Below are 20,221 nucleotides of genomic sequence, written 5' to 3'. Positions count from 1 at the left end.
ACACTGGCTGGTCGCACCGCAAAAAAGACCCGCTGGTCGCAGATATGCCTGCGGATCTTATGCCAGATTGGTGTTCAGAATAGGGAAAAGTCTTGACGCTAGAAATCGCGTAAAATGGCTTTCAACTCTGGTTCTTCCACAAGTTCAGCCGCTTTGGCGGCAGGCATCCAGTTACGCTTGCGTTCGCTTACCTCAGGATAGGCTTTTTCCAGTTTATCAACCTCTATCGAATATACATTTGCCTCGACAGGGGCGGATGCACCGTTGCCCAAGGTTTTTTCGTAATGAAACTGACCTACTGATTTCTTGTTTACTTTCGCGGGCTTAACACCTGCTTCTTCCCATGCTTCTTGCGCGGCTGTGCCTGCGCCGTCGAGCCCGTTGATGGGCCAGCCTTTTGGTAAAATCCAGCGCCCGCGTTCGCGTGATGTAATCAACAACACTTCTTTGCCCTGCGCCCCTTTACGGTAACACAAAGCTGCGGATTGCACCCGATTGGGGCGGCGGATCATGGGGTGTATGACGCTTGACCAAGCGTTTTTTAAAAAGTTAACCATAGGAAATTATTATGCCTGACGTCTTATTATTTCGTTAAATATAGCGGTCTTGATCAAAAGAATCAATGTTTTGTGCCATTTTATCCAAGTCACGCCACCTATTGGGGGGCTTCGGGCCATGTGAATTGGCGGTTTTATCCACAATTCGTGATTGTCTGAGCATGGCATTCCCAAATTCCATAGGATAACAATGCCCGCAATTTAGGTGGCGCGCCCTGAGCGCGTCACAAATCCAACTAGGAAAGTGAGATACAGATGGCACAAGCGCGCATCGGCCTGATCGGTTTGGGTGTAATGGGGGCGAACCTATCGCTAAACATCGCGGAAAAAGGATTTCCTATTGCCGTATATAACCGCACAGGCTCCGTCACCGATGACTATGTTGCGTCTGCAGGCGATTTGGCACAGCAGCTTTTCCCAGCCAAAACCCTAGAAGACCTCGTTGCCTCGCTCAGCACACCGCGTGCAATTATTATCATGGTACAAGCAGGCGCTGCGGTGGATTCCGTGATCGACAGCTTGACGCCCTTGTTGGACAAAGGCGATATGATCATTGACGCTGGCAATGCGAATTTCCACGACACGCGCCGCCGCGAAGCCGAGCTTTCTAAACTGGGCCTTAATTTTATTGGCATGGGCGTTTCTGGTGGAGAAGAAGGCGCGCGCCACGGTCCAAGCATTATGGTTGGCGGTGACAAAAAATCATTCGAAGTTATTCGTGACATTCTTGAAGCGATTTCAGCCAAACACCATGGCACGCCCTGTGCTGATCACTTTGGTCCCGATGGCGCAGGCCATTTTGTAAAGACCGTGCACAACGGTATCGAATACGCAGATATGCAGATGATCGCCGAAGTTTACGGTGTGTTGCGCGATGGGGCTGGCCGCTCTGCTGCCGATATCGGCAAATTGTTTGAAACATGGGACAAAGGCCAGCTGCAATCCTATCTGGTTGAAATATCAGGTAAGGTTTTGCAGACCATTGATGAAAAATCAGGCCAACCCATTGTCGATATCATCGTCGACAAAGCGGGTCAAAAAGGCACAGGCCGTTGGACCGCAATCGAAGCGCTTTCCTTGGGTCAATCGCCATCTACCATTGAGGCTGCTGTTGCCGCGCGGTCTTGGTCATCGGTTAAGGATACGCGGATCGCGGGCGAAGCCCTGTTTGCTGAGCTTGAGCCTGAAAAAGGCGCCGCTAAAATTTCCGATGACGATCTGGAAAAAGCGCTCTTGGCCGCAAAAATTATCGCTTATGATCAGGGTCTTAACTTGCTGTCTGCGGCCTCTGATGAATATGACTGGAATCTGGATTTGGCCAGCTGTGCCGAAGTGTGGCGCGAGGGCTGCATCATCAGATCCACGATGCTCGATGAAATGGCATCAGCCGTTCGCGAAGGCTTGCCCCAAGGCAATTTGATCTTCTCACCACGTTTTGCGCAACGTCTGGTCGAAGGTTCCTCAGCTTTGCGCCGTGTTGTTGCCTCTGCTGCTTTGCAAGGCTTGCCTGTGCCTGCATTTGCGGCGGCTTTGGCCTATTTCGACACGATGCGCCAAGGTCGCGGCACAACGGATTTGGTTCAAGGTCAACGTGACTTCTTTGGCGCACATGGCTTCGTGCGTATTGATACAGGCGAGACCGATCAGCACGGCCCATGGGCCTCAGACATCGCGCATAGCTAAGCGCACCATCACGGCATAATTTAAAGGCGCGCAGGGCAAATCTGCGCGTCTTTTTTTATATGAAAATGTGGTTAAAGCCCTGTCATATATCCCAGTAAAAGGTAAACGCTGTGTCACATTCGGGTCGGCGAGGTGTCACAGTCTTTTACAAATCCTTAAACTCACGTGCCGCGCCGCTTCGCGCGCAAGGTCGGATCCGCAACCGTGGGGTCTTCTGGCCAAGGGTGACGTGGATATTGCCCGCGCATGTCTTTTCTCACATCCGCATAAGACGTTTTCCAAAAATTCGGGATATCCATCGTGACCTGCAAGGGGCGATGGGCTGGCGATGTCAACGTGACCTTTAAAGGCACATGATGCGGTCCAACCGTTGGGTGCACGGTGGTGCCAAACATTTCTTGAATGCGCGCGGTCACTTGCGGATGCTCACCCGAATAATCAATCGCAAGATTGCGTCCCATAGGGCTTTTAAATGTTGCGGGCACTGCATGGTCTAAACGCTGCATCTGCGACCAGTCCAACATATTGCGCAAGGCTTCGGTGATATCCAAGCCGCGCAATGCGCTTTCGGTTTTCGCCCCGCGAAGATAGGGCAAAAGCCAGTCTTCCAAATGGGCCATCAAAGCGGGTTCGGTCATGTCTGGATAGTCATCCGACATCAATGCCACGCGGGCAGCAAAGCGTTTGGCAGCATCTGTCCAAGGCAGGCCGATCTGGCGCAGCCCATCCAACGCCGCTTTGGCAATCGCATCGTCGGGCGCATCGTGCCACGGGCGTTCATCCAAGACCAAAGCGCCAAACATTTCGCGATTATAGGTCGCCACGCGGCGGCTGCGTTTGTCCCAGTGACATATGTCATGCCAAGCTATTTGGTCGTCGTATAAGCCCCGCAACTCGCTTTGCGTGATGCGCACGGCTTGTCTGATTTTTGCATCGCGCGCGGCCCCATCTGTATCGGTCACAACGATCAATGCTTCGCCCGCCAAAGCATCGCCATCATCCATGACAGCCCCTTTGCCGCCCGATAGAATATAGCGTGCCTGATCCCCCTTGCGGCGCATGCCGATGCGGTCAGGGTAGGCTTGCGCCGCAAGTTCGCCCAAGGACATTTGCGCGCCTTGGGGTAAGCCTTTGCGCAAACGCTTTGCTTCGGTTTTGATGCGCTCTATGGCGCCGCGATCCGCGCGGTTGTCTGGCTTGCTTAGGGCTTTTATGCGCAATGACAGATCAACGCCCGCGCCACGCATAGGATCGCGTTCGTTCAAGATTGCGGCTAAATTTGCGCCATTTTCCCCAGATATCTGTAGCATATGTGCAAGTCTGGGATGCACTGGCATGTCGGAAATCTTACGCCCGTGGTCGGTTATGCGCCCCATAGAGTCCAAAGCGCCTAAGCCGCGCAACAGGTTGCGGGCTTCAGCCAATTGGCCTTGTGGGGGCGGTGTGAGAAAATTCAAATCTTCTTCGGAGGCCCCCCAAAGAGCCAGTTCCAAAGCCAGCCCGCTCAGGTCAGCGGCTTCGATTTCGGCAGGGGCAAATTGCGGCAAAGCGCCTTCTTCGCCTTTGGTCCAAAGTCTGAAACACACCCCTTCGGCCACGCGACCTGCGCGACCTTTGCGTTGTTCGCATTCCGCCTTTGAGGCGCGTTCGGTGACCAAACGTGACATGCCTGAGGCCGCATCAAATCGTGCACGGCGGGCTTTGCCACCATCAACGACGATGCGCACATCTTCGATCGTAAGCGATGTTTCGGCGATGGATGTGGCCAACACGATTTTGCGTCCTGTGGCGCAAGGCGCGATGGCCGCGCGCTGGGCGTCGAATTTCATCGCGCCATATAAGGGACGGATCGCACAGTCTTTTGGAACACGCCCAGCCAAGGCTTGTTCAACGCGTCGGATTTCGCCTTCGCCTGGCAGAAATGCCAAGGCCGACCCGCTTTCTTTGGTGACAGCATCGATGATCAGATCTGCTATGGCCTGTTCAAAACGCTGTGTTTTTTTCACGGGCGTGTCGAGCCAACGGGTTTCAACGGGAAAGGCGCGCCCTTCGGAGCGCACAATCGGTGCGCCGCCCAAAAGCTCTGCGACAGGGGTTGCATCCAATGTGGCTGACATGACGATCAAAGCCAGATCTTCGCGCAATGCAGACCTGACTTCACAGATCAAGGCCAACCCCAAATCAGCAGCCAAAGAGCGTTCGTGAAATTCATCAAAAATCACCGCGCCGATGCCCGTCAGTTCGGGGTCATTTTGTAGCATTCGTGTAAGTATGCCTTCTGTCACAACCTCGATACGTGTGTTTTTGTTGGATTTGTGCGCTCCACGCATTCTATAGCCAACAGTCTGTCCCACGGGTTCGCCCAATGTATCAGCCATCCGTTCAGCCGCAGAGCGTGTTGCCAATCGGCGGGGTTCCAGCATGATGATTTTGCCAGAAATCACAGGCAGCAAAGCCAAAGGCACGCGCGTTGTCTTCCCCGCACCAGGTGGGGCCATCAGAACAGCTTGGCCATGGGCCGTAACAGCGCTGAAAAGGTCGGGCATCACATCATCGATGGGCAATTCTAGCTGGGGTGTCTTTTGGGTCATAGCTCTTTATGGTCTAAGCTGGACAGGACGAAAAGAGGCGTTTGTGGGCTTGCGACTGGACAGAGCCTTGTTGCTCGGCGCAAAGTCTTTGAGCGACTTTAAAATATGTGAGCAACGAGAATGACGACGCAAACTGTGATCCAAGCCATGGCTGATAAGGTGCTTGCAGGCGATAGACGTGCCTTGGCGCAGGCCATTACTTTGATCGAAAGCGGGCGCGACGATCATCGCATCAAAGCCTTGGCTTTGCTTGATTTGCTGCAAAATTCAAATCGTGAAGCTCTACGTTTAGGGCTTTCAGGCACGCCGGGCGTTGGCAAATCCACTTTTATCGAAAGCTTCGGGATGATGTTAGTTGCGCAGGGCCTGAAAGTGGCCGTGCTTGCGATTGATCCGTCTTCTGCGCGCACAGGCGGATCCATCTTGGGCGATAAAACCCGAATGGAGCGCCTGACCCGTGAACCAAATGCCTATATCAGACCCTCACCTTCGCAAACTGAACTGGGCGGGGTGGCGCGGCGCACGCGTGAGGCGGCAATGCTATGCGAAGCAGCAGGCTACGACATTATATTGATCGAAACCGTTGGGGTCGGCCAATCAGAAACTGTTGTGGCGCAGATGTGTGATGTCTTCACCCTGCTTCTTGCGCCTGCGGGGGGCGATGAATTGCAGGGGGTCAAACGGGGCATCATGGAAATGGCTGATCTGATTTTGATCAATAAAGCCGATGGCGATCTTGCGGCGGCTGCGCAACGCACGTGCGCTGATTATGCTGGGGCTTTGCACCTGTTGCGCAAACGCGCCCAAGACCCCGATGGGTTCCCCAAAGCCGCCTGTGTCTCAGCGCTTCAAGACACAGGTCTGCCCGAGGCTTGGGAGGACATCCAGCACCTTGTCACTTGGCGCAAATCGCAGGGCTTGTTTGTCAAAACCCGTGCAGATCAAGCGCGCTATTGGTTTGCGCAAGACATTCGCAATGGGTTTTTGGCGCAATTGGAGCGCGATCCTTATAAGCAAAAAATTATCGATTTGGCTGAAAAGGTGGGCCAAGGGGATATGAGCCCAAGCCGTGCCGCGCAATTGGCCTTGGCCAGTTTGCGAAGCGCACCTATAAATGATGCCAACACGTGACGCTGCGCATTGCGTGCGGCGTGATAAGCTTCGCTGCCGCTCAAGCCACAGTGACAGCCCTATGCCATAGAATCGATTCTGCTTAAGGCGCATATCAACGCAGCAAACAGAGCCGGCGAGGGGGGGCATGAACGGGGTAACATGCCCAGTTGCGCCAAAAAAACAGGAATTCACCGCAAAAGCGCCCTCACTGGGATGTCCAGACTTGACGACTCTTTCGATTCCTCCTATCCACGCGAAACTGAATTTCGGGCGCCACTCTTTTGGGGTGCCTTTCTCTGTAGAATTCAGCCTTTTTGATCTGGTTTGCCTGCTTGGGTCTTGCACCTTTGTTGTTAAACCGTCATACGGGCGCGAATAATATAGATTAGAGCAATAGCTGGGGCGCGCCGCGTCTTGGTACCAAACGAGGATAAGCCCATGGCACGCCGCTGCGAATTGACTGGTAAAGGCCCAATGACTGGCAACAATGTCAGCCACGCTAAAAACCGTACACGCCGCCGTTTTCTTCCGAACCTCAACGACGTGTCGCTGATGTCGGAAGCTCTCGGTCGCACATTTAAATTGAAAATCTCTGCAGCTGCGCTGCGCTCTGTCGATCACCGTGGTGGTTTTGACGCGTTCTTGGCGAAAGCCAAAGACGAAGAGCTCTCTGCAAACGCATTGAAAATCAAAAAAGACATCGCGAAAGCACAAGCAGCCGCTTAAGCTTTCCGATCCTTTCGGACGTCTTTACAGATTAAACCCTCGCCAGCCTAAGCTGAGCGGGGGTTTTTCTTTTGCCTACTCCGCGTTTCATCATATCCGTCCCAAGGATCTGCCCCTGTACAAACGTTGACAGAAACGCAGGCAATGGGTCTGATAAGAACATGAAAGTGATCCTATCATATTTAGCGAGCTTTGCGGTTTGCTTGGCCCTTATGAGCATGGGCGGTGAAGCCCAAGACGCGGACGCCGACCGGTTTTGCGCTGTCGCGCCATTCGACGCGCTTTGTCCTGAGTTTCCCTATGATCAGCCAGAGTTTGCGCGCAATTTTGAATATATGATCGTCGCCAAAGGGGTGCAGTCGCCCTTTGACGCTTTCGGTTGGAAAGCCTTCACAGCCCTAAATTGGCAAGATTACAGCGGCAAAGCGGGCCCTGATCAGTGGCAAGATTTCATGCGCGCTGACAAAGTGGTGGGGCGCGATCCGGCTGGCGCGCAATGTGCGAACGCGCCTGGACCATTGCGGTTCACTGATATTCGGCAGGCCGATGGCACTGTTTTAATTGCACAAAATGGTCAGCCCGTTGTCTATGAAACTCGGATCAATGCAACCGCTGCCGACTATTTGGCAAGGGCCAGCACACTCGATATCAACTTTCCACGCGGAGGCACGCCCGATATGCGCCCCTCTGTGCATCTCAAAAGCGCGTGGATCATGTTGCAAGACGATGATCCCAATTTTATCACCGCGCGCGGGGCGATTTATATTGCGCCAAGTGGTTCCGCCACAGGTGAGGCGCTTTGTATTGAGGGCCTTTTTGGTCTGATTGGCTTGCATATTGTCGCCAAAGTCGCCTCGGGCAATGGCGATGAATGGATTTGGTCTACTTTCGAACACAAGAACACCGCCCCCACATCAAGTGCTGCGCGCAAAATCAATTCTGTCTTCTCTAAAACGCTGTTTGCCGAGGGCTGCCCCGTCGATAATACCGTCGTATCGCGCAGGTCACAGCCGCTTTTATATGATCCTGATTGTCCCGATTGTGTGCTGAATATGCCCTATTCCGATGTGTTGATCTGGCATGAAAATTGGCCCCATGCGCGTGGCCCGAAAGGTGCTAAATTACCCGCAAGCCAAGTGACGCGGTGTTGGGAAATCTTTGAACCCACGCAGAACACCAATGCCAAATGGCAACAAAAATTGGCTGGAACTGTGCTGGAAAACTATCAATTGATCTCGGCTCAGTGGCGCGGCGCGCAAAAAAACCCGTTATTCGAGCACGGAGAATTGCCCCGCTATGTTTCCAACGTGACCATGGAAAGTTTTTTGCAAACCGAGGGCCAAGGCACCTGTTTGGGGTGCCACGCGGGCGCCTTGACCTCTGACAGTCAGCCCGCTGATTTTGCATTCTATTTGCGCGACTTTTAGCGCGTTTTTGCCTTTGGGTGCATAGGTTCAAATTGTCGCTTTTCCATCACTGACGTTTTGCAGTATGAAGACGCCTATGCGTTTTAAATCACCCATATTGGCCTTTGTTCTTGCCGCGCTCATGATTGCGACATCTGGCGCGATGGCAACCGCGCGCGGTGTGGCGCGCGACGCTGCAGGGCAGATGGTTTTATGTACTGGCATGGGGCCTGTGACGGTCTTGATGGACACACAGGGCCAACCGATCGGCAAAGCGCATTATTGCCCTGACTGTGCGCTCGGGACTTTGGCATTTGTCGATGGTGATGCAGTTGTACCCAAAGCGTCTTACCGTGCTCAAGACTTGGAATTCCCCCGCCAATTTTCTGCACAAGCTATTGTAAATAAAGTGATAAACGTGGCCCGTGGGCCGCCCGCTGTCTGAGAATTCAACCTTTCTCAAACGACTCTCACTTCATTTTCAGGATTAGACCATGTTTCTTAAATCTACCCTTTTGGGCGGCCTCGCGGCTCTCTCTCTTGCAGTTCCAGCCTTTGCAGATATCACCATTTCAGACGCATATGCGCGTTCCTCTGGTCCTTCGGCCAAATCAGGTGCAGCGTTTTTCGTGATCGAAAATACGGGCGATACTGCGGATCGTTTGCTGTCGGCCAGCTCTGATATGGCGAAACTTGTCGAATTGCACACCCATATCGAAGACGACGGCGTGATGAAAATGCGCGAAGTCAAAGACGGTATTGAAGTGCCAGCCATGGGCGTGCATGCCTTGCAGCGCGGTGCCGATCACGTGATGTTCATGGGGCTCAACACGCCGATGGTGCAGGGCGAAACATTTGATGTGACGCTGACTTTTGAACAGGCAGGCGAGGTCACGGTGACCATTCCCGTTGATTTGGCGCGCAGCGATGATCACGGCGCGATGAAATCAGATGCGGGCTCTGTCGATCATTCCAAAATGGATCATTAGAGGTTTCGCCTCTTTGATCTGTGCACAGCGCCTTCCGTTTCGCGGGGGGCGTTTTCTATTTTGAAGGCGCGAGAATCTTCTCCACCCAAGCGGGTACAATTTCGCTGGCGCGGCCTTCAATGACCTCGTCAAATGGCGCGTTCGATGCCTCTAAGTTCAGCTCTAGCGTGCGGATTCCCAATTGCCGCGCCATTTGGCCAAAGCCAGCCGCTGGATAAACCGTGCCAGACGTGCCGATCGACACAAACAGATCACTGTCTTCTAACGCATCTTGAATGATATCCATGTGGTATGGAATTTCGCCAAACCACACGATGTCAGGGCGCGTTTTGGGCGCGCCGCAAGAGGGGCAGGGGTCGCTGACCTGCATGACATCAGGCGCCGGCCAACGATGGGCGCAGGCCGCACAAAGCGCATCCATCACGCCGCCATGCATGTGAATAACCTGATCGGCACCGCCGCGTTCGAGTAGATCATCCACATTTTGCGTCACCAAGTATACGGGATCTGAATGGTTTTTTTGCAATCTTGCCAGAGCTTTATGGGCCGCATTCGGCGCAGCCTTGCCTGCTTGCTTGCGCCGTTCATTATAAAACCGCTGCACCAAGTCTGGATCGCGCTCAAAGGCTTCAGGCGTGGCCACGTCTTCGACGCGGTGATCCTCCCACAAACCATCTGCGGCACGAAAGGTGCGCAAACCACTTTCTGCAGACAGCCCCGCACCTGATAATATAAATATTGCGCCAGTCATGATTTTTTGACCTTTGGTTCAAGCCAACGAAAGGCCCGTTTCAATTCCGTGGCCCCATTTTCGCGGTACCACCGCCCATGCGATATGATGATCTGCTTTGGCGCCCATGATATCAACTCATCAATCACAAGTTTTGCGGCTTTGGGATCTTTAAAGGTCATCCGCATGTCGATCGGCGCTTTGCCATCAGGGTCCGCAGTGCCAGCCAGTTTGAACAAAAATGCCTTAAATTTTCCCACCTTATGCGGCTCAAAGTTTTCTATCAAATCGGTCAAAATCAAAGTGTTCGACAATTCGTGATAAAACACTGCCTCATGCAAAAAACGATGCCCGTGGACAATGCGCTGACGGATAGAAACGCGCCAACCCCGCGGGGCGTCATCGGTCAAAACCTCATGGGGCGGCACTGTAATGTTGTTCTTTTTCGCACGTTTAAGCACGCCAGGGGCTGCAAAAACATCCGCTTCAGGAAAGCGCTTTTTCCACGCGTTTAGCGATACGTAATGCAACGGATTTGGCCCGATCAGCCAGCGCACAGGGCCAAGGGCCTCAAGCTCAGTTTGCAATTCCGCATCAATCGCTATGGGCGAATGCACCCAAAGCCCACAGTCACGCGTGCCCTTGCCGATACGGATCACCGTCATACGTGTGGGAAAGCCCACACCGTAAAGCTGTACCGGCGGGCCATCTGCGATCCAAATCTCTGGGCCGATTTGCTTTAAAGTGCCCAGAGGTTCGTATAACGCATTCATTTAGCTGCAATACTGCGTGGCCGTTGAACCGAAATTTTTGTAACGCTTCCAAAAGGCTTCATTGGCTGATCCATCCGCTTGGCGGGTTTCTTGCGCCTTATGCGGGTCTTTAAAGAACTTTGCCGCACGGCGCTGATCACGATTTTTCAATGTCATATCAGCGGCTTGCTGGATGCAGCCACATAGCGCACGCGTCGCCGCCTTGCGGTCAGAGGCGTTGCACGCCCGCTCAATCACGCCTGCTGAAGCCGTCGTTGGGATCATCACTGGGCCTGTAAGCGCCATGGAGGCCGCCAAAATCAAAACTGTCTTTTTCATATCTCTGCCTTTACGCCAAACCGCCCCGTCTTTGTGCGGGGTCGTGTTTTGGTTGAACCTGTGGAGAACTATGCCAGATTTGTTTTTGGATTTCAATTTCGACTGTTCGCAAAAATCAGACAACTGGCCGAGGATTGCCTATTCGCTCGACGCGGTGCCTAAATGGTTGGATCCTTCCCGACTCGGATGTGGGGGACAGGGAATATTCGTTGAACAATTCAGCGGCAGCTCACAGAGACATCGGATAGCTGAGTAATGCAATTATTGCCCCGACCTTCTTGGAAGGCGTTCCGCTTTTCGCCGAAATTTAATCCATTGTTCCAAATACCTATTTAGGGACCTGTCGCAGTTGAAGACGAGAATGTTCGGTTTGCCAACGAAGACCTAATCCCATTGCGATCAGTCTTATTGTGCCCTCGCACAACTTCTCGCATGAAATGTCACGCAATCTGGCTTCGATCTTCGATAAATTTTCCAAAATCATATCTGCGCTTGTCTGAGAGATTAGACTGGGATTCTGCCTGTGCGCTTTCATATGAAATGGCAAGTTTTCCCGCAGGAAGGAGATCTGTTTTGTCCCTTTCTTGATCCAGAAAATTTTCAATATTTTCAGCTGTATTCAATTGACCTGCTGCTTCATGCATTGATTTTTCGGCTTTTCAAATTTCTGAACGATACGCATGTTAGTTGCAGGCTTGCAAAGAGTCTGTTGGAGTGCTTCCCGTCTTTACAAATCCATCATTTCCCCCCATAGACACAGGCTAAATCTCGCATCTGGGCCTTGTAAAAATGACCGATTTAAATCTGATCCGTAACTTCTCTATCGTGGCGCATATCGACCATGGGAAATCGACCTTGGCGGATCGGTTGATCCAATCCACAAACACAGTGGCCGACCGCGATATGAAGGCGCAAATGCTTGATTCAATGGATATCGAGCGCGAGCGTGGGATCACGATCAAGGCCAACTCTGTGCGCATCGAATACAAGGCGCAGGACGGCGAGACCTATATTTTGAACCTCATCGACACCCCCGGTCACGTGGATTTCGCCTACGAGGTCTCGCGCTCTATGCAGGCGGTCGAGGGATCGTTGTTGGTTGTGGATGCCTCGCAAGGGGTTGAGGCGCAAACCTTGGCCAATGTCTATCACGCCTTGGACGCGGATCATGAAATCGTGCCTGTGCTCAACAAAATCGATCTGCCCGCAGCAGAACCCGAACGCGTGCGCAAGAATATCGAAGACGTGATTGGCATCGACGCCTCTGACGCGGTGGAAATTTCGGCCAAAACCGGCTTGGGCATTCCTGACGTTTTGGAAGCCATTGTCACGCGCCTGCCTGCCCCAAAAGGCGACCGCGATGCGCCGCTCAAAGCGATGCTGGTGGACAGTTGGTACGATGCCTATTTGGGCGTTGTCGTCATGATCCGCGTCATTGATGGCACGATCAAAAAAGGCGACAAGATCCGCATGATGCGCGCAGGCGCCACCTATGGCATTGATAAGCTTTCGGTTCTCAAACCCCAGATGGTGGATATCGCTGAACTTGGGCCGGGTGAAATCGGTATTTTCACCGCCTCGATCAAACAGGTGCGCGACACGCGTGTGGGCGACACGATCACTCATGACAAAAAGCAAACCGCAGAACCTTTGCCAGGCTTTAAACCTGCCCAGCCTGTGGTGTTCTGTGGCTTGTTCCCCGTTGATAGCGCCGAATTCGAAGACCTGCGCAATGCCATCGAAAAACTGGCGCTCAATGACGCGTCCTTTAGTTCGGAAATGGAAACCTCTGCCGCGCTTGGCTTTGGCTTTCGCTGTGGCTTCCTCGGCCTCTTGCACCTCGAAGTGATCCGCGACCGCCTAGAGCGCGAATACGACATCGATCTGATCACCACAGCGCCTTCCGTGATCTACCACGTACATATGAAAGACGGTACGATGGTCGAGCTGCACAACCCCGCTGACATGCCCGACATGACCTATGTCGATCACATCCAAGAACCGCGTATCAAGGCCACCATCATGGTGCCCGACGAATACCTCGGTGACGTCCTGAAGCTTTGCCAAGACCGTCGCGGCGTGCAAATCGACCTGACATATGCCGGCTCCCGTGCCATGGTCGTCTACGATCTGCCGCTCAACGAAGTGGTGTTCGATTTCTATGATCGCCTAAAATCGGTAACAAAGGGTTACGCCTCTTTCGATTATGTGATGACCGATTACCAGCAAGACGAATTGGTCAAAATGTCGATCCTCGTCAACGAAGAACCCGTCGATGCGCTTTCCACAATGGTCCACCGTCACCGCGCCGAAGCCCGCGGCCGTGGCATGTGTGAAAAGCTCAAAGACCTCATCCCGCGTCACATGTTCAAAATCCCGATCCAAGCGGCCATCGGCGGCAAAGTCATCGCCCGCGAGACCCTCGCCGCCCTGCGCAAAGACGTGACCGCCAAATGTTACGGCGGCGATGCAACGCGTAAGAAGAAACTGCTGGAGAAGCAGAAAAAAGGTAAAAAGAAAATGCGCCAGTTCGGCCGCGTGGAGATCCCGCAGCAGGCGTTTATTAACGCCTTGAAAATGGATGATTAAGTTCAACGTTGAGCCTGCTCAAAGATGAACGAAAGTGCTGCGCGTGGCAGCTTATTTTTCAAAGAAAAATACGCGAGAACGCGCGGCGCTTTTAAGGAACGGATCCATCTCAGGCCCGCACAACCGCGCAAGACCCTGCCGTGGCAGCCTATTTTTCAAAGAAAAATGGGCGAGAGCGGTGGGGGCTTTGGGAACTGGGGCGGTTTTTAGGAATACCTTTTAGTGATTGCCTTGGCTGACCTTTCGATGTCTGGAAAAAGGTCTTGTTCGGATATGCCCAAGAGCGCTAACTCCTTCAAAATTCTGTTTTTTGAAGTTGGGGCAATTGCAATTTTGTCATAGGGAATGTCATTTGCAATTTTCGCTGACGGAGGAACATCAATTCCAAAAACGAGAAAAGCTCCATCTTGCGCTTCGATCCGCTGATGTAGGCGTTTTGGAATAACCGAAATGGTTCTTACTAAGTCTAATGGGTCAATAATTGGCCTGAAATCTGATTTTTCGTGTCTGACAAACTGAATTAATTTTTTAACTGCTTCGTGCTCGTTGAACTTCTCTATGCACTCCTTATCCGTTGTTGACAGGGTATCTTGAAAGTCACGTCTCTCTGTTTCTTCGCTCTTGCAACGCATTAGATGTTCTCTAATTGTTTCTTTTTCCGCTGTGTTTAATAGACTTAAGCTCGCTAAAATTGAAACTGCGTCACTATCAAAGTATTTCTGTTTACTCAGGTTAGGACGCATGGCAAGAACTGACCCAACATCTGATGAATGGCTCGAAACAGCAAAAAACAACGCCACCAGAGGATTATTTGTTACATCTAACAGTCTGGTGGGAATCCCATAGTGTTGAGCCCGAACCAACCTATCAAAAGTCGAAGTGTCTGTTATAAACTCTTGAGGATGTCGCGCAAGTAATTGACGGAAAAGTAGATGTTCGTTTTTCTTGTGGTTTTTTACCCTTAGCACGGATGGTCTCGCCTCAAATGTTTTCTTGCCGTGGCCCCTAAATACAAAGGTCTGATTTGGTTGCTCTTCAGTAATTTTTGATAGTTTTCGAAAAAAACCTTCAAGGCTGGTGATATGACGCGGCATAAAATAGTCTCACTTTGGAAAAGGGCTTCTCGTGAGTTAATCGTCGGATGTTGTGATAAGCAAGCCCTTGGCCGAAAGTCGGCCAGCGCCCGACCCTCTCCACGGGAGGGCGCTAAAGCACCCACCCAGGGTCGCGCGCTGTCCTTGCATTTCCTAATTGACCGTGCGCCTAGGTCGCACATGCGAAACCTTTGAGACCTGCGTATCGTGTTTGTTTGCACAAACCCGTTCGCTTCTAAAACGCTGCCCCGCAGCGTTTTTTAACGACGCTCATCCCTAATGAACCGCCCGCCAAGGTCATATGGCGTTAGACTACGGTATCACCGTAGCGTTTGGCATCAGCGGTGCGTGCCTAAACCAGCGTTCGCAGGTGTGCGAACGCGCTTGGGTGCTCTAAACGACGCCCCACGTCGTTTAGTCTTTGCTATGCAAAGACCGCACCCAAGCCCAAAAAGAATTCCACCTCTCATCCAGCCCCAAGGCCCGATAGGCCTCGCGGTCGGCTTGCTCTTGGGCCAGTTGTTGTTTCACTTCGGGGTGATCTTGGCCCAAGTTGCGGCCGGTTTTGGGGTCGACAGGTCCATCCACTTCTTCGGCCACGGCGTCCCAAATTCGAAACAGATCGTCAAAGCTGATCAGCGCCGCCCGCGCGCGGCCGTAGCGTTTTAGGATCACTTGCGCTTCGCCTTTTTCGACCCGATCCAACAGCTCTGTCAGGCGCGGGCGAAAGTCGGTGGTTTTGACGGTGATGTAGTCCATGGCAAAAGCCCCTCAAAAATCTTGCAAACATGTAAAGTGGGCAGGGGCCAAAGCGTTAAACTATTGCCAGCCTGCGCCTTAATGTCGTGCAAAACTTTAAAACATTCCCCACCTCAGCGTACGCTTCGGGGAGAGCCGAGAGGCTAGAATTCAATCGTCGTAACGCGACAACCAAACGGTCAGGGCCGCTTCAAATTCGCGTGGTTTTTCCGCGTGAAGCCAATGGCCTGTGTCGGGTAAGGATGCGAATTTTGCCTTTGGAAACAGGCCTTTAGTTGCTTTTCGATGATCGCGCGAGACATATGAGCTTTCTTCGCCTGACAAAAACAGCGTGTCTTTGTCATAAGTGCCCGTGACATCGTCAGGCCATCCAACAATTTTGGGCATTTCATCTTCTAAAACTTGCAGGTTTAAAAGCCATTTTTTATCTTTAACAACAAGGCTTTGCAGCAAAAACGCCCGCACGCCATCGTCGAAAATATCCTCGGCCAAAAGCGCATCCGCGTCGGATCGTTTTTCAACTTTGGACAGGTCCAAAGCTTGCATTGCATCAATCAACGGTTTGTTGGTGTGCTCATAGGCGACCGGAGAAATGTCAGCCACAATCAATGACTTAACCAATTCAGGGTGGGTTAAAGCCAGCATCATCGTCGCCTTGCCGCCCATGGAATGGCCCAAGACATGTGTGCCGCCCTCAGATTCTGGGGCGCCGTGGGCTTGTAAAACCTCAGCCAAATCATCGGCTAAATCTTGGTAAGCCATTGAATTGTCACGAAAGCTTGCGCCGTGATTGCGCATATCGACCGCAATGACTTGTCGATCTGCGGACATGCGCTTGGCGATCACACCCCAGTTGCGCGCAGAGCCAAAGAGACCGTGCACGATTAAAAGCGGTGTTTTATCAGTGGGTTGCCCCGAAAATACAGTGTTCAGCATAGCTCTGTGATACAAGCTTGGCGGCGTCACGAAAACCCCCTAAAATGCATTTATGGAAAACAGTATCACGCAACAGGCCGAACACCTTGCCGCGCTTTTGACGGACCGTTTAGGCATTCGGTCAGGACGTGGATTTGAAGAGAAACTGGCCAAGGCTGGGCGCAGTTTGCCACGCTGGGCGCGTCGGGATGGTCAGGTGGTTGTTTCCGCTATCACAATGGAATCGCACCCAAAGCTTGCACAGCAGATGCGTAAACCAGCGGCACGTCGTGCCGCGCGAAACCTGACGAAATACTTGGAAGGCATTGATCCCGTGAAGCGTCGCATGGGGCGGTTTTTGGATTTTCTCGCCTTAGTGAGTGTGATCGCGATTGTGATTTTTGCCGCCGTCATCACGATTTTGGTCTGGCGTGGTATTCTATAAAAAACGCGCCACAGGTTGCCCTGCAGCGCGCTATTTAGTGTTTTAAATCAACTTAGTAGTTGAAGACCAAAGACACGCCAAATGTGTTGTCTGTTTCTTCAAAGCCAGGCTGTGGATCGGTGTGGTATTTTGTTTGCAATGTTGTGCGTAGGGCCAACATTTCAGACATTGCGACAGTCACACCCAATTCGTTCACAACACTTGTGTCGCTTTCAGAGGCCAAGATGTCTGTGTCGTTTGTCAAATATGCAGTGTCTGACAAGCGGTATGAGAAGTTTGATGAGGCTGAAAATGCAGCTTCTTCAGTTTCGCCATCAACGATGTCACGCAGTGAGGCAACGCGGTAACCTGGACCACCTTGAACAGCCCAAGAAACGTCAGCTGTGTCGTAAACACGGTAACCTGCACCGAAGCCTACAAAGTAGTCGCTGTCGTATGAAGAGAATTCATCGACGGAGCCTTGAACTTTGGCGAAACCGTAGAAGTTAGGTGTGAAATCACGGGTGTATTCAGCATCGAAGAAAAGGCTTTCTTCGGTTTTTGAGCCGTCGTCTTCGCTGTAATCGTAGCTTAGTTCAAGGGAGTAACCGTTTGTACCATCAAAGTACGTCATGTCTGAGCCGATGCCCAAATCTGCTGTGTCTGTGTTGCCGTTAGATACGCTACCGCGCAGGGCTACAGAGCCAGAAAAGCCAAGCTTACGGCCTGAGTTGCCAAAAGTATTTTGCTCGACTTCTAGGTCGTCTGCGATGGCATCGCGTAGATCTTCGTTGCGTTCCGATGCTTGATCCACACCATTGAAAGCATTTTGGGCGTATGCGGAGGAGCCTAAAAGCAAGGCTGCAACTGTGGCTGCACCAACTGTTGTAAATTTCATGTCTGTTCCTTTTCTGACATCTTCAAGTTGAGAGTCTGATTGCTGTTTAAAGGGGGGCAATCATCTGTGTAAGTCAAAAGGTTGTGTGGCTGTGGTGAGGTCGGCTGATACTGGCTGATTGCCCCTAGGGCGTAAGCGGAATGCAGCTAAGGTTTTGAAAATACAAGAATGTGATCGCAGTCACCCTTGTCGCTCAGTCTGAGCAACCTACATATGGGCCCGCTTTTTTAGGCCTGTTCAAAGGCCATAAAAAAGGGGCCCGAAGGCCCCTTTGTCGTTTCAGTCCCTTAGACTTGATTACAAGTTAGGGTAGAGTGGGAACTTGTTGGCTAGGACTTCGACCTTGGCGCGAACTGCGGCTTCGACTTCCGCGTTACCGTCTTCGCCATTTGCAGCCAAACCATCGACCACTTCGACAATCCAGTCACCGATTTGGCGGAACTCAGCTTCGCCAAAGCCGCGGGTTGTACCTGCAGGCGTACCAAGGCGCACACCAGATGTGATCATCGGTGGCTCTGGGTCAAAGGGGATACCGTTTTTGTTACAGGTGATGTGCGCGCGCTCTAGAGCGGCCTCGGTGATTTTACCGTTTACACCCTTGGGGCGCAGATCAACCAGCAACACGTGTGTGTCTGTGCCGCCAGTGACGATGTCCAAGCCACCTTTCATCAACTGATCAGACAAGGCTTGCGCGTTGAGGATCACTTGCTTGGCGTATTCTTTGAACTCTGGGCGCAGGGCTTCGCCGAATGCAACGGCTTTTGCTGCGATCACGTGCATCAAAGGGCCACCCTGGATACCAGGGAAGATCGCGGAGTTCACTTTCTTGGCGATCTCAACATCGTTGGTCAGGATCATACCGCCACGTGGACCGCGCAAAGTCTTATGCGTGGTTGTTGTGGCCACATCGGCGTAGGGGAATGGGCTTGGGTGCTGGCCGCCTGCGACGAGGCCCGCAAAGTGCGCCATATCAACCATCAAGATCGCGCCGACAGAATCAGCGATTTCGCGCATTTTCTTGAAATCGACCTGACGCGGGATCGCGGAACCGCCTGCGATCAACATCTTGGGTTTGTGCTCATTCGCAAGCTCTTGGATCTGATCGTAGTCAATACGCTGGTCTTGCATGCGCACGCCGTATTGAATGGCGTTGAACCATTTGCCAGATTGGTTTGGCTTGGCGCCGTGGGTCAAGTGACCACCTGCGTCCAAAGACATGCCAAGGATTGTATCACCAGGCTGCAAGAGGGCTGTAAAGACACCTTGGTTGGCTTGCGATCCAGAATTTGGCTGTACATTCACGTACTTAGCGCCAAAAAGTTCTTTCGCGCGATCGCGTGCAAGGTTTTCTGCGATGTCTACATATTGGCAGCCACCATAGTAACGACGACCAGGGTAACCTTCGGCGTATTTGTTCGTGAGAACAGAGCCTTGGGCTTCCATAACGGCAGCTGAAACGATGTTTTCAGAGGCAATCAATTCGATCTCGCCGCGTTGACGACCGAGTTCTTTTTGCATTGATCCGAAGAGCTCAGGGTCGCGGGAGGACAGTGTTTCTGTGAAAAAACCTGCATCGCGTACATTTGACGTCATGGTGTGTTCCTTGGCAGCTTTATGATATTGCCGCGTGTTTACCCAAATCAAAGGGTTTGGGAAACCCTCGACTTGCGCATAATGATGATGAACTTGGGCTATGCGTGGATTTATCGCAGCTAAATCATGCGCCGCAAGGCGTTGCGCGCGGCTTTTGCGATCTTTCAAGCTGGCGTAAGGCTATGGCGATTTCATGAAGATTTTTAAAAACCGCGCCTTTTTCGATTGTGTTTTACGCTTCAAACCTATGTCTTGGGGTAAACACGTCGGAATTGGACCCAAAACCTATGGTCAAAATTGCCTTTATCGCCAGTGATGCTCAGATTGCACAGCGCGCTCTAGAACGCTTAACAGCGCGCTATGCGCATGTGGCAATCGATGAGGCAGATATAATCGTCGCCTTGGGCGGTGACGGGTTTATGTTGAACACCCTGCATAGCAGCATGCACTTGGATACCCCTGTGTATGGAATGAATTGCGGAACAGTCGGATTCTTGATGAATGCCTATCACGAAGATGATCTGCCGATGCGTCTGACCGTTGCGGAAGAAGAAGTGATAAATCCGTTGTCCATGGTGGCGCAAGATTCGGATGGCAGGCAACATAAAGCATTGGCAATCAACGAGGTTTCACTGCTGCGTGCTGGGCCTCAGGCCGCAAAATTGCGCGTTTCTGTTGATGGCAAGGTGCGCATGGATGAATTGGTTTGCGACGGCGCACTGGTCGCCACGCCCGCGGGATCAACCGCCTATAACTATTCGGCGCGCGGGCCTATATTACCCATCGGGTCGGATGTTTTGGCGCTCACCGCTTTGGCGGCTTTTCGACCGCGTCGGTGGCGTGGGGCGTTGTTGCCCAAAACCGCTAAAGTTCGCTTTGATATCTTGGAGCGCAGCAAGCGCCCTGTGATGGCTGATTCCGATAATCGGTCTGTGCGCAATGTTGAATGGGTTGAAATCATGTCTGATCCAACCGTCAAGCACCGCATTTTGTTCGATCCAGGCCATGGATTAGAAGAAAGGCTGCTCAGCGAACAATTCGTCTAGCTCTCGGCAATCGCTGT

General features: G+C 52.3%; 20 protein-coding genes. 9 read left to right on the top strand and 11 right to left on the bottom strand.

The features are described 5' to 3' along the window. Nucleotides 1–98: 98 nt before the first annotated feature. Complete coding sequence (locus tag EDD53_RS10015; protein WP_342772312.1) at nt 99–512, bottom strand: NUDIX hydrolase; 414 nt, start codon at nt 510–512, stop codon at nt 99–101. A gap of 300 nt (nt 513–812) precedes the next feature. Between EDD53_RS10015 and gndA the strand changes: the two genes are divergently transcribed. Further along, on the top strand, nt 813–2,240 hold the full coding sequence (gndA, locus tag EDD53_RS10010) for an NADP-dependent phosphogluconate dehydrogenase (RefSeq protein WP_123793119.1): 1,428 nt from the start codon (nt 813–815) through the stop codon (nt 2,238–2,240). Between the two features lie 161 nt (nt 2,241–2,401). On the opposite strand, the gene hrpB is transcribed toward gndA, so the two are convergent. Then, entirely contained in the window at nt 2,402–4,831 is a 2,430-nt protein-coding gene (gene hrpB / locus EDD53_RS10005; protein ID WP_123793118.1) for an ATP-dependent helicase HrpB, read from the bottom strand. Between the two features lie 120 nt (nt 4,832–4,951). On the opposite strand from hrpB, the gene meaB reads away from it, so the two are divergent. The 5 genes from meaB to EDD53_RS09980 all read left to right on the top strand — a co-directional run bounded on the left by meaB (nt 4,952) and on the right by EDD53_RS09980 (nt 9,065). After that, nucleotides 4,952–5,962: a methylmalonyl Co-A mutase-associated GTPase MeaB gene (gene meaB, locus EDD53_RS10000; RefSeq protein ID WP_123793117.1), complete on the top strand. Its 1,011-nt coding sequence runs from the start codon at nt 4,952–4,954 to the stop codon at nt 5,960–5,962. Nucleotides 5,963–6,382: 420 nt separating this feature from the next. Beyond that, on the top strand, nt 6,383–6,670 hold the full coding sequence (gene rpmB / locus EDD53_RS09995) for a 50S ribosomal protein L28 (RefSeq protein WP_123793116.1): 288 nt from the start codon (nt 6,383–6,385) through the stop codon (nt 6,668–6,670). A 161-nt stretch (nt 6,671–6,831) separates the two neighbouring features. After that, nucleotides 6,832–8,097, top strand: a complete 1,266-nt coding sequence (locus EDD53_RS09990; protein ID WP_123793115.1) for a hypothetical protein — start codon at nt 6,832–6,834, stop codon at nt 8,095–8,097. Nucleotides 8,098–8,173: 76 nt separating this feature from the next. Continuing rightward, nucleotides 8,174–8,521, top strand: coding sequence for a hypothetical protein (locus EDD53_RS09985; protein WP_123793114.1), 348 nt, complete (start codon nt 8,174–8,176; stop codon nt 8,519–8,521). Between the two features lie 49 nt (nt 8,522–8,570). Beyond that, nucleotides 8,571–9,065, top strand: coding sequence for a copper chaperone PCu(A)C (locus tag EDD53_RS09980; RefSeq protein WP_123793113.1), 495 nt, complete (start codon nt 8,571–8,573; stop codon nt 9,063–9,065). 55 nt (nt 9,066–9,120) lie between these two features. Here the strand turns inward: EDD53_RS09980 and EDD53_RS09975 are convergent, their stop codons facing one another. From EDD53_RS09975 to EDD53_RS09960, 4 genes are all read right to left on the bottom strand, one after another. Then, a complete protein-coding gene (locus tag EDD53_RS09975) occupies nt 9,121–9,816 on the bottom strand; it encodes an NAD-dependent deacylase (RefSeq protein WP_123793112.1) in 696 nt (231 codons plus the stop codon). Next, a complete protein-coding gene (locus tag EDD53_RS09970; protein ID WP_123793111.1) occupies nt 9,813–10,568 on the bottom strand; it encodes a DUF4336 domain-containing protein in 756 nt (251 codons plus the stop codon). The genes EDD53_RS09975 and EDD53_RS09970 overlap by 4 nt, the downstream gene beginning before the upstream one ends. Further along, the gene (locus EDD53_RS09965) at nt 10,569–10,886 is read right to left on the bottom strand and encodes a hypothetical protein (protein WP_123793110.1); all 318 of its coding nucleotides are present in this window, start codon (nt 10,884–10,886) and stop codon (nt 10,569–10,571) included. Between the two features lie 440 nt (nt 10,887–11,326). Further along, entirely contained in the window at nt 11,327–11,530 is a 204-nt protein-coding gene (locus EDD53_RS09960) for a hypothetical protein (protein WP_123793109.1), read from the bottom strand. 145 nt (nt 11,531–11,675) lie between these two features. Here EDD53_RS09960 and lepA point away from each other — a divergent pair, with 145 nt between their 5' ends. Beyond that, nucleotides 11,676–13,475 (top strand): translation elongation factor 4, encoded by a 1,800-nt coding sequence (gene lepA / locus EDD53_RS09955; protein ID WP_123793108.1) that lies wholly within the window; start codon nt 11,676–11,678, stop codon nt 13,473–13,475. 206 nt (nt 13,476–13,681) lie between these two features. Here lepA and EDD53_RS09950 read toward each other — a convergent pair whose 3' ends face one another. The 3 genes from EDD53_RS09950 to EDD53_RS09940 all read right to left on the bottom strand — a co-directional run bounded on the left by EDD53_RS09950 (nt 13,682) and on the right by EDD53_RS09940 (nt 16,264). Continuing rightward, entirely contained in the window at nt 13,682–14,569 is an 888-nt protein-coding gene (locus EDD53_RS09950; protein ID WP_123793107.1) for an FRG domain-containing protein, read from the bottom strand. A 414-nt stretch (nt 14,570–14,983) separates the two neighbouring features. Beyond that, nucleotides 14,984–15,328, bottom strand: a complete 345-nt coding sequence (locus tag EDD53_RS09945) for a type II toxin-antitoxin system Phd/YefM family antitoxin (protein ID WP_123793106.1) — start codon at nt 15,326–15,328, stop codon at nt 14,984–14,986. Nucleotides 15,329–15,478: 150 nt separating this feature from the next. Beyond that, the gene (locus EDD53_RS09940) at nt 15,479–16,264 is read right to left on the bottom strand and encodes an alpha/beta fold hydrolase (protein ID WP_123793394.1); all 786 of its coding nucleotides are present in this window, start codon (nt 16,262–16,264) and stop codon (nt 15,479–15,481) included. 52 nt (nt 16,265–16,316) lie between these two features. Between EDD53_RS09940 and EDD53_RS09935 the strand changes: the two genes are divergently transcribed. Beyond that, a complete protein-coding gene (locus EDD53_RS09935; RefSeq protein ID WP_123793105.1) occupies nt 16,317–16,688 on the top strand; it encodes a hypothetical protein in 372 nt (123 codons plus the stop codon). A gap of 52 nt (nt 16,689–16,740) precedes the next feature. Here the strand turns inward: EDD53_RS09935 and EDD53_RS09930 are convergent, their stop codons facing one another. Both EDD53_RS09930 and glyA read right to left on the bottom strand, forming a co-directional pair. Continuing rightward, nucleotides 16,741–17,565 (bottom strand): DUF481 domain-containing protein, encoded by an 825-nt coding sequence (locus EDD53_RS09930; protein ID WP_123793104.1) that lies wholly within the window; start codon nt 17,563–17,565, stop codon nt 16,741–16,743. 297 nt (nt 17,566–17,862) lie between these two features. Further along, the gene (glyA, locus tag EDD53_RS09925) at nt 17,863–19,158 is read right to left on the bottom strand and encodes a serine hydroxymethyltransferase (RefSeq protein ID WP_123793103.1); all 1,296 of its coding nucleotides are present in this window, start codon (nt 19,156–19,158) and stop codon (nt 17,863–17,865) included. 287 nt (nt 19,159–19,445) lie between these two features. Here glyA and EDD53_RS09920 point away from each other — a divergent pair, with 287 nt between their 5' ends. Then, on the top strand, nt 19,446–20,204 hold the full coding sequence (locus tag EDD53_RS09920; protein WP_123793102.1) for an NAD kinase: 759 nt from the start codon (nt 19,446–19,448) through the stop codon (nt 20,202–20,204). The last annotated feature ends 17 nt before the right edge of the window (nt 20,205–20,221 follow it).

Origin of the sequence: Pacificibacter maritimus, assembly GCF_003814915.1 — a bacterium.
In the GTDB taxonomy this organism is placed as follows: Bacteria; Pseudomonadota; Alphaproteobacteria; order Rhodobacterales; family Rhodobacteraceae; genus Celeribacter; species Celeribacter maritimus.
This window is presented reverse-complemented; position numbering and strand designations above follow the sequence as displayed.